Origin of the sequence: Alienimonas chondri, assembly GCF_013036045.1 — a bacterium.
Classification (GTDB): domain Bacteria; phylum Planctomycetota; class Planctomycetia; order Planctomycetales; family Planctomycetaceae; genus Alienimonas; species Alienimonas chondri.
Genome location: NZ_WTPX01000233.1, coordinates 1 through 5171, shown reverse-complemented (window position 1 = coordinate 5171; position 5171 = coordinate 1). Strand labels below are relative to the sequence as shown.

Below are 5171 nucleotides of genomic sequence, written 5' to 3'. Positions count from 1 at the left end.
GCTCCGTCGCCGGCGACGCCGTCCCCGCCGACGGAGCCGTCCGGCTGACCGCGGAAGCGAATCCGAAACCGACGTCGTCCCGCCGTTCCCGGGCGCGTCGCAGCGGACCGGCTCCTCCGGGCCGTGCAGCGTGATCCGCCTGCAGCCGGCGGCGAGAGCCCGGGCGAGGAACCGCCGGTCGGCTACGGCGACCGCCCCGCCCTGCACGTCCGAGGACGCCGTCGCCAGCTCGACCGGCTCGCCGCCCTGCTCCGCGGCCCGCACCAGGAACAGGCCGTCCCGCACCTCCAGCGTGACGGGACGGCGGTGGTCGCCGGCCCCGGGGAGTCGGTCGATCCGGTCAGCGAGGAAGGCCGCGTCGGTCTCGGACAGCGTGACGGTCGCCTTCCCCGCGCCGCCGGGGACGACGCGGTCGAGGTCCGGAAACCGGGCGTCCCGCGCCTCCGGCGTCCACAGCGTCCAGTCGCCGACGGAGAGGACGACGAGCGGGATCTTCGGGCCGTCCGTCGTTCGCGCCACCCGCACCTCAGCCGCCTTCAGCTGCGAGCAGCCGAGGGCGTGCGGGGCCGGCAGAAGGACGGGTTCCTCCCACGGGAAGGCGAACCCCCGGGCGATGAGCAGGTGGTGGGAGTCCGTGGCTTCGACCCGCCCGGCGTGCGGATCCAGGCGGACACAGCCCAGGGCGTAGCGGGTGGACTCCGCGTCCGTCACGTCGACGGCGTGCCGGAGGGCCGCGGCGAAGCCGGGGCCCGGGTCGTGGAACTTGTCGACCGTCGGCATGTCGAATGCCGCCCTCCGGTCGCGATCGGCTTCTTGCAGCGTGCCGCGGGCGGACCGCGGCACGCCCTTCTCGTCCCAGTTCGCCACGACCGCCGCCCCGCCGTCGGCCTCGGCGAGGGAGACGTCGCCGCTGCGGGCGGCGCCGGCGTCGGATAGGAGTCCGAACGGCAAAATGAGGTCCGCCGGCGGACGGTCCCCGGGAATGCCGAGACGGGCGCCCCGACCGTCCGGGGCGATCGCCGTGAGGAGCGTTCCGCCGTCGGCGCCGGCGTGGACACGGACGGGCGGGCCTTCGTCGCGGGCCTTCAGGGACAGGTGCTTTCGTAGCACGAGCCGGAAGCTGTGGAGCGTTCGTCGGGGCAGCGTGAGCGGGGTCATGGGGTTCTCTCAGATTCGGGGGAGAAACGGATGCGAAAAAGGCCGGCGGCGGGGTGCGAGCCCGCCGCCGGTCAGGGGCGTCGCCGCCGATCAGTGGAAGGCGACCCGGCCGCGGCCGCAGCGGTGCGGATCGCTGCGGCGGGCGGCCTGCTCGGCGTCCCAGTCGATGGGGCCGAGGTCGTCGCCGGCGCGGGTGAACGACGGCGGTCCGTCGATCTGGAAACCGAGGCGGGCGATGTCCGCGACCCGCTCGCCGGTGACGGCCGCGATGCGGCGGTTCAGTTCGTGCTGAGGCATGGAAGTTCCTGATCCTTGGGGTGGGAAACGAAACGAGCGGCAGGCCGGCACGTGGCCGACCCGCCGCTCGGGGGGGAAGAAGAAAGGGCCGAACGTTCAGCCCGGCGGGTTCAGGCGATGACGAACGAGCCAGTCCGCCTCCGCGGCCAACGCGGCGCTGCGGAGGGGGAACGGGCCGAGGAGCGGCCCGGCAACCGGCGAGAGGTCCGCGGTCCACCCGCCGTCGGGGGCGGGCTCGACGTGACTGGCTCGGACGGTCGTGGCGGTGCCGAGGGCGCCGGAGTCGATCAACTCGCCGTAGAGACCGCGGGCGGTCCCGTCCGGCGAGACGAACAGTTCTTGCGTGGCCCCGCTCATCGCGGGTTCCGCAGCACGCGGCGGCGGGGGGCGTCCGCGACGAGCGGGTCGAGGGCTTCCGCCACGCCGCTCAGCCCCTCGCGGACGCGATCCTGCAGCCAGCCGACGCCGGTCGAGGCCCGCAGGTCCGCGGGGTCGACGCCGCGCATCAGCCCCTCCGCTTCGGCGACCACGGCGTTCAACTCCTCGTTGCCGCCGACGCTCAGCCGGCGGAAACGGGCGAAGAACTCCGTGAGGTTCTCGACGGCGGAGTCGCGGAACACTCGGGGTCCGCCGTTCTCGCCGCCGGTGAGGCGTTCGCGCAGGTGCTCGACGAGAGAAGCCAGTTCCTGGGCGAAGGCGGACTCCGCCAGTTGCACGGCCTGCTCGAACCGGTGCCGCACGCGGTCGCACTCCTGCCGGTAAAGCCTCGGCGACAGGCGCCGCAGGTAATCGGGAGGCTCCACGGCGGGCAGATCCCACGACAGGCCGAACAGCGGGGCCAGCGAGGGCGGGTAGTCCGCCGGGTCGAACAGGTCGCCGAGACGCCGATGGGCCCGGGAGACGAGTTCGTCCCGTTGACGGTCGACCTCGGCCGCGGCGTCGGCCAGTTCCGCCTGCAACTCGCCCATCCGCCGCTCGAACGCCGGCAGGTCGGTGCGGGGCAGCAGGCGAACGCCCGGCTCCGGGTACGGCAGGGACGCCGACTTCCAGTGCGAGCCCGCGGCGTGCCGCACCTTCGCGGCGGCCCTCAGGGCCGGATGTTTCGTATCGAGGAGCTTCTTGCTCGCCGAGAGCGAACCGCTCTCGGCGTCGAACGGGCTGGCGGCCTCGTCCTTCTGCTCCGCGGAGAGCGTCCGCCTGAGGCCCGGCCAACTGACGTGCAACCGGACCGCGGCGGCGTCCTGGCGAAGCCGGTCGGCGGGATCGCGTTCGTGGTGATCCCGTTCTTCGTCCAGCACGGTGACCTCCGCGGCGCCGTGGTCGGTCTCCGCGTCGGGCAAATCTTCTTCGGCACGCGTTCGCCTGCATCGGGGCGGGCTGATCAGCAGGGTCATGGGCTTGGTTCTCAGGAGGGGGAAACGAAAACGCCCCGGCGAAGCGCCGGGGCGTGATGAAGGAAGACAGGCCGATCGGAGCCGGCGGTCAGTTCAGCGAATGGTTCTGCTTCGCGGGCCGGCTGGTGCGGCGGCGGGGTCGTTCGCCGTCGTCCTGTCCGTGGCGGGGGCGGAACGCGCCGCCGGCTTCGGCGTCCAGACAGCGTCCGGCCGCCCACCGCCGCAACGTCGCCAGCGACTCGGCGCCGCTGACGCTCACCGGCACGACGTGCGTCGCCGACTCGGCCAGACTCACGCCCAAGAGAGCCGAGAGCCGGCAGCAGGATTCGATCTCGGCCCCCGTCCAGCCGGCGTCAGTGGGCGTGGATTCGCCGGCGGCGATCCCGTAGCGCTCGCGGTACGTTTCCCAGATCCCCGCCCGCTGCTCGGGGCCGGGCAGATCGAGAAAGAAGGTCGCGTCGAACCGCCCGCTGCGGGTCAGCTCCGGGGGGAGCTTGCTGGCGTCGTTGGCCGTGCAGACGACGAATACCCCCGCCGGCCGGTCCGCCAGCCAGGAGAGCAGCGTCCCCAGCAGCCGGGACGACACGCCCGAGTCCTGGGCCCCGCCGGACGTGCCGGCCAGGGCGCGTTCGATCTCGTCGACGAAGCAGATCACCGGGTCCATGGCTTCGATCGTCGCCAACGCCCGTCGGGTGTTTTCCTCCGTGGCTCCGACCAGCCCGCCCATCAGGGCGCCCACGTCGAGGGTCAGCGTCGGGCGGCCGACCTCGGCGCCGAGAGCCCGGGCGAAACTCGATTTCCCGACGCCTCCGGGCCCCAGCAACAAGCAGCCCCGCGCCTCCGCCGTCGGGGACCCGTTCGTCAGCGCCGTCCGGCAGAAAGCCTTGAGGGCGGCCATTCCGCCCAGGGTATCGAAGCCGGGACCGCCCCGGGAGAGCGTCAGCGGGCCGCCGCTCGAAAGCTGCTTCGCCTTCTGCTCCCACAGCGGCTCGGGATCGAGCCGACCGTGCCGGACCAGCGAGAGGGCGAAGGCGTTCTCCGCCTCGCCGCGAGTCAGGCCCGCGGCGGCGTCCAGCACGGGGTGCAGCTTCTCGGGCAACTCGCCCGCCTCGGTGGCGACGCCCCGCGCCACCGCCTCCAGCTCCGCCCGGGACGGCAGCGGGCAGTCTAGGACGATGAAGTCCCGGGCCAGTTCCGGAGGGAGCTCGCCGGTCGGCTGAACCAGGACCAAGTGCGTTCGGCGGGTCTTGCCCGCCGCCAGCGCCGAGCGGATCGCCGCCAGTAGCTCGGGACTGTTGAAATACCGGTGGACGTGCACCATCGCGAGCAGCGAGGGCGTCTCGCCGTCGCCGGAGTCGGGCAACGCCTTCACGGCCGCCAGCGGATCGTCGGGGCCGTCCTCGCCGCCGTCGGCGGTCCAGGCGGCGAGGTTCCAGTTCTTCTCTCGGCACAGCCCAGCGAGGTCGCGGAGGACCTCCTCCGGTTCGGGGGTGACCGCCAGCACGCCCGGGAAGGCGGCGGCGATCAGTTCCGCGAGTCTTCCGGTCAGTCCCGGGGGCGAGGTCGCGGGAGTGGGTTTGTCTTCGGGTTCGGGCGGGGCGTGGTCCCGCGGTCGACGCGGCATCGGCGTCTCCTTCGTACGTGGGAACGGGTTGTGAAAGAACGGGTGCCGGGCATCAGGCGTCAGGCCCGCTGCTCGGCCGCCTGGGCGACTGGGGCGGTCGCGTGGTACTCCGGCGTTCGCCGCTCGGCGGTGGCGACGCCGAGGGCGTCCTCGTACGGCTTCGACGCCGCTTCGCAGAACGGACCGGCGAAACCCTTCGTCTGAATGCTGGTCTCGCCGGCGGGGGCGACGGTGATCTCGATGCGGGGGGACATCTCAGGCGGCCTCCCCGGTCGTGAGATATTGGGAAGCGCCGCCGAAGCCGGCGGCCCCGGCGGTGACGGTCAGCTTGACGCTGCCGTCGGCGAGGGCAGTCTCCGTGCAGCGGTGGCCGCGGGCCTTCGCCTGCAGCTTGGCGGCCTCCACCGCGTACGCCTGCAGCAGGCGGCCGATGAAGGACTCATCGCCCCAGCGGCCTCCGTAGGTGTCGTGGTAGAGGTCGCCGGTCTCGACGTCGCACACCACGGGGTAGACGAATCCAGGCGGGCGAACGGCAAGACCGGGCTGCACGCTGCGGTCGAAGAACGTGACGGTCTCGGTCTGGGGCGGGGGGATTTTCAGACGCTGGCAGGCCGCCGCGAGGGCGGCGGGGTCCGTCGCCTTCGCGGCGACGGTCACGAGGTGACTCACGGGGAAGTCTCCTGTTCGGGGTGGGGGAC

The 5171-nt window shown here is 73.0% G+C and carries 7 protein-coding genes; all 7 read right to left on the bottom strand.

Going from position 1 to position 5171, the window contains the following annotated elements:
- Positions 1-1158 (bottom strand): hypothetical protein (locus tag LzC2_RS20195; protein WP_171189833.1); only part of this gene is annotated, 1158 nt, incomplete at its 3' end.
- A gap of 90 nt (positions 1159-1248) precedes the next feature.
- A complete protein-coding gene (locus LzC2_RS20190; RefSeq protein ID WP_171189832.1) occupies positions 1249-1455 on the bottom strand; it encodes a hypothetical protein in 207 nt (68 codons plus the stop codon).
- A gap of 96 nt (positions 1456-1551) precedes the next feature.
- Positions 1552-1812 (bottom strand): hypothetical protein, encoded by a 261-nt coding sequence (locus tag LzC2_RS20185; protein WP_171189831.1) that lies wholly within the window; start codon positions 1810-1812, stop codon positions 1552-1554.
- Positions 1809-2795 (bottom strand): hypothetical protein, encoded by a 987-nt coding sequence (locus LzC2_RS20180; RefSeq protein WP_246255238.1) that lies wholly within the window; start codon positions 2793-2795, stop codon positions 1809-1811. The genes LzC2_RS20185 and LzC2_RS20180 overlap by 4 nt, the downstream gene beginning before the upstream one ends.
- 142 nt (positions 2796-2937) lie before the next feature.
- Positions 2938-4473 (bottom strand): AAA family ATPase, encoded by a 1536-nt coding sequence (locus LzC2_RS20175; RefSeq protein ID WP_171189830.1) that lies wholly within the window; start codon positions 4471-4473, stop codon positions 2938-2940.
- 59 nt (positions 4474-4532) lie between these two features.
- Positions 4533-4727, bottom strand: a complete 195-nt coding sequence (locus LzC2_RS20170; protein WP_171189829.1) for a DUF2997 domain-containing protein — start codon at positions 4725-4727, stop codon at positions 4533-4535.
- A gap of 1 nt (position 4728) precedes the next feature.
- Positions 4729-5142, bottom strand: a complete 414-nt coding sequence (locus LzC2_RS20165; RefSeq protein WP_171189828.1) for a DUF1257 domain-containing protein — start codon at positions 5140-5142, stop codon at positions 4729-4731.
- Positions 5143-5171: the final 29 nt, after the last annotated feature.

Coding starts and splice junctions, on each gene's coding strand:
- LzC2_RS20190 (WP_171189832.1), bottom strand. CDS start 1,455: ATGCCTCAGCACGAACTGAACCGCCGCATCGCGGCCGTCACCGGCGAG.
- LzC2_RS20185 (WP_171189831.1), bottom strand. CDS start 1,812: ATGAGCGGGGCCACGCAAGAACTGTTCGTCTCGCCGGACGGGACCGCC.
- LzC2_RS20170 (WP_171189829.1), bottom strand. CDS start 4,727: ATGTCCCCCCGCATCGAGATCACCGTCGCCCCCGCCGGCGAGACCAGC.
- LzC2_RS20175 (WP_171189830.1), bottom strand. CDS start 4,473: ATGCCGCGTCGACCGCGGGACCACGCCCCGCCCGAACCCGAAGACAAA.